The sequence below is a fragment of the Elstera litoralis genome (assembly GCF_000963705.1).
Taxonomy (GTDB): Bacteria; Pseudomonadota; Alphaproteobacteria; order Elsterales; family Elsteraceae; genus Elstera; species Elstera litoralis.
Window position 1 is genome coordinate 1 of the sequence record NZ_LAJY01000122.1, and the last position, 3151, is coordinate 3151.

2 protein-coding genes are annotated in these 3151 nt (G+C 57.8%); one reads left to right on the plus strand and one right to left on the minus strand.

The window, feature by feature from the left end; all coding sequences use genetic code 11:
* On the minus strand, nt 1-2100 hold a 2100-nt coding region (locus tag VZ95_RS06045), incomplete at its 3' end, for a multicopper oxidase family protein (RefSeq protein ID WP_052711530.1).
* A 235-nt stretch (nt 2101-2335) separates the two neighbouring features.
* Between VZ95_RS06045 and VZ95_RS06050 the strand changes: the two genes are divergently transcribed.
* Nucleotides 2336-2953, plus strand: coding sequence for a copper chaperone (locus VZ95_RS06050; protein WP_198148122.1), 618 nt, complete (start codon nt 2336-2338; stop codon nt 2951-2953).
* The last annotated feature ends 198 nt before the right edge of the window (nt 2954-3151 follow it).

Genomic DNA, 3151 nt, shown 5'->3' on the forward strand with positions numbered 1-3151 from the left:
CCCTTTACCATCCGGAATGCCGATGGTGACATTCTGCATCATGCCCTGGTCCTCATGGTCGAGAATATGGCAGTGCAGGACAAATTCACCGATGTAGCGCTGATAGCGGGTACGGACGACGATCCGGTAGTAATCCTTCGGCGGATTGGTCAATTGGCCGGGATTGAGGTTGGTTTTGACGAAGATCGTATCCTTCCAGACCCCGCTAAGACCGGCGAACTGATTGTCGCCATCCGCCTCGGCCACGCCCGGTAGGCTGACATCCTTGCCGCTCGGATCATAAATGCCGACGATCTGGAACGGGTTCACATGGATGTGGAACGGGTGGCTGACACTGTAGGAGCGCAACTCCCACTGTTGGGTCGTGCCGAGGACGAGGTTCCGGTCGGAGCGATTGGGATCGTAGGGCGCGGCCCCTTTCGGCACCAGATAATCGGCGTAGGGGATGACATCGAAGCTATTGCCCACCGCGAATTGCGTGACATTTGCATCGCCGGTGCCGATGAAGAACACCAGTTCTTCGAGTTTTTGGCCGGAAGCCTTCACCTCTTCTTCGGTTACGGTCGGATGGGGCACGAAGCGCGTGAGTTTCGGCGTCGGTTTACCGTTTTCGGTCTTATTCAGGTCGGCGACGACCTCATCCACCACATCGGCGGGCATATGCGCCTTAGCCGAGGCGGTAAGGGCATCCACGAGCGTCTTGGTGATATCGGCGGGGGCGATCTTCTTGCTGCCGCCGACCGAGATGAAACCGAGGAAATTCACCGGCTCGTTCTGATTGGACACGCTGCCTGCCTTCGGCGTGGCGGGTTCCATCAGGCAGTAGACGCCGCTTTCCGGGAAGACGGTCAGCAGATCGAAGCGATAACCCGGTTGCAGCGTTACCTTGGTGCTGGTGAAAGTATCGCCCATCGTGAGCCCGTCGGCAGCGGCGACCTGATAGGGCACGTCATAGCCGGAGCAAATCTGCTTCAGAAAATTCGGCAGATTGGCTTTGGTCGGTTGCGTCGGCGCACCATTGGCCGCGTTGAAATTCGCCCGCACGATTTGCAGATTGATCGTGTCGCGCACCCCGGCGTGGATCGTGCGCCAGCGTTCGACCTGCCCGGCTTCGATGCCTTCGAAGGTGGGCAGTACGGTGCCGTTGATGCTGGTCCAGCGATCGGAATCCTGCCAGGTGCCGGGGCCGAACTGATTGTAGCTTTCGATAACGCCCGTTTCGCCGGGCTTGCAGCTCCAGTCGATCGTACCGTCTGAATTATACTTCAGCTTCCCGTTCGTTCCGGTGCAGGCATATTGGATCTGCTGGAACACCAGAGTGCGATCGGGAAACGGCTTCGCATCGGCCCCGGCGGATACCAGCAGCGTGTCGAGATCGCCATTGGTTGCGCCAACAGCGCCCGCTTTACCCTGGGGTTTGCGGTCGCCCTTGAGGATCAGCGCGCCCGCCATGCCGCTCGACACCTGAAGCGCGGTGGAGCCGTGGCGGTGCGGGTGATACCAGAAGGTTCCGGCGGGGTGATCGGCGGGAATATTATATTCGTACTGGAATTTCACGCCGGGGTTCAGCGACAGCAGCACATTATCGCTATTGCCGGTCGGGCTCACCCATAAGCCGTGCGAATGCAGATTGGTGCCGTTGAAACAATGGGGGCTATCGGGCGTGCCGCTGGCGTTCAGGCAGCTCGGATCGTCGGGCAGTTGATTGTCCAGCGAGACGCGCACGGTATCGCCCGGCGCGGCTTCGATCAGCGGGCCGACGAAGGGCGTCTTGCCATCGGTATCGCCAGTATAGCTGCGCAGGCGAACCTTCTGATAGGTATCGGTCGTCGGATCGTAAATATCACCCTCGGTGTATTTGATCGTCAGATCGTAGGCGCGTTCCGTCCCCGCGTGCGGTTTGCCGACGGGAAGCGCGTAATTCATCTTCGGGGCGGGGAGCGGCGTCTGTTTCAACACGGGCGGGTTGAAAAAGCTGCGCGGCGCCAGTTGCTGCGCCTGCGCCTGCGCGTTGTTCGCCCCCAATGCGGCCAAGGCCACGCTCGCCAGAATTGCCGAAACCCGCCAACCGGGGCTTCGGATGATCGAATTTCGCCGCATGTGTCACCCTTTCAACATATTAATATACTTGTAATGAGCGATATTTTTTGACCTTCGCTTCGTATTTAAATACATATTAAAGAGAATTATGCAATTTTTAAATTTAAATCGTCATATTTGATCGTGTTTTGGGGATTTACATTTTTCTCAAATATAAATTCAGAATAATTATAGTAATTATAAGTACAAATGAATGAGTATGGGTTTTCTGTGGAGGGTAAGAAAGGTGAGCTTCATGATTATGCGTCCGTCAAACATGCAGGTTATTCTGCTCCTGGTTGCGGCGATCGGCTGGGCTGCCCTATGGCATCTTAGTCAGCATCTTACGCTTCCCGCCCAATGCGGAATTAACCTCGGGCATTGGTTGGATTGGGGCTGGGACGGCCTAGCGCTCCTCCTGCTGCTGAACCCGCCCGAAACCATGCTGTTGGGCTGGGCGGTTATGGTGGCGGCGATGATGGCCCCGTTACTGGCCGGGCCGCTCGGGGCCGGGCGGGTGAGCGATGGTCTGGCGTTTCTCGCCGTCTATTTCGGCCTCTGGCTGCTGGCCGGGGTGGCGCTGATGACGCTTGCCATTGCAGTATCGCTGTTGCCGGGCGCGCCGCTCGCCTATGGATTGCTCATCGCCGGACTGTGGCAGATCACAGCCCTGAAGTTGCGCAGTCTAGCGCGCTGCCATACTTGTGGCGGCGGTGGGGCGGTAGGATTCACCCTAGCGTGTATCGGCGCTTGCTGGACCTGGATGCTATTGCCGCTTCTGGTTCAGGAGAGTCTGCATTTCATCACTATGATTGTCGCGGCGGTGCTGATGGCCGTCGAACGCTTCCTGGTTATGCCAAGCCGGCGGCGCTGAGTTTTTTAAAAATTACCGAACGGCCAGAGTGTTTTATTGAAATCTTCCGCCCGTCCTAAGGTGCTGCCTCGGGCGAGGTGAGATCAGTATTCCAGAATATTGGGCAGCAGGCCCATTGGCGGCTTTCGCGTTCCCCCGGATCATGCCGGGCTTTTTCCGACCTCACCCGTGCAGACAGGAGTGCGTTTAGACGGGGGT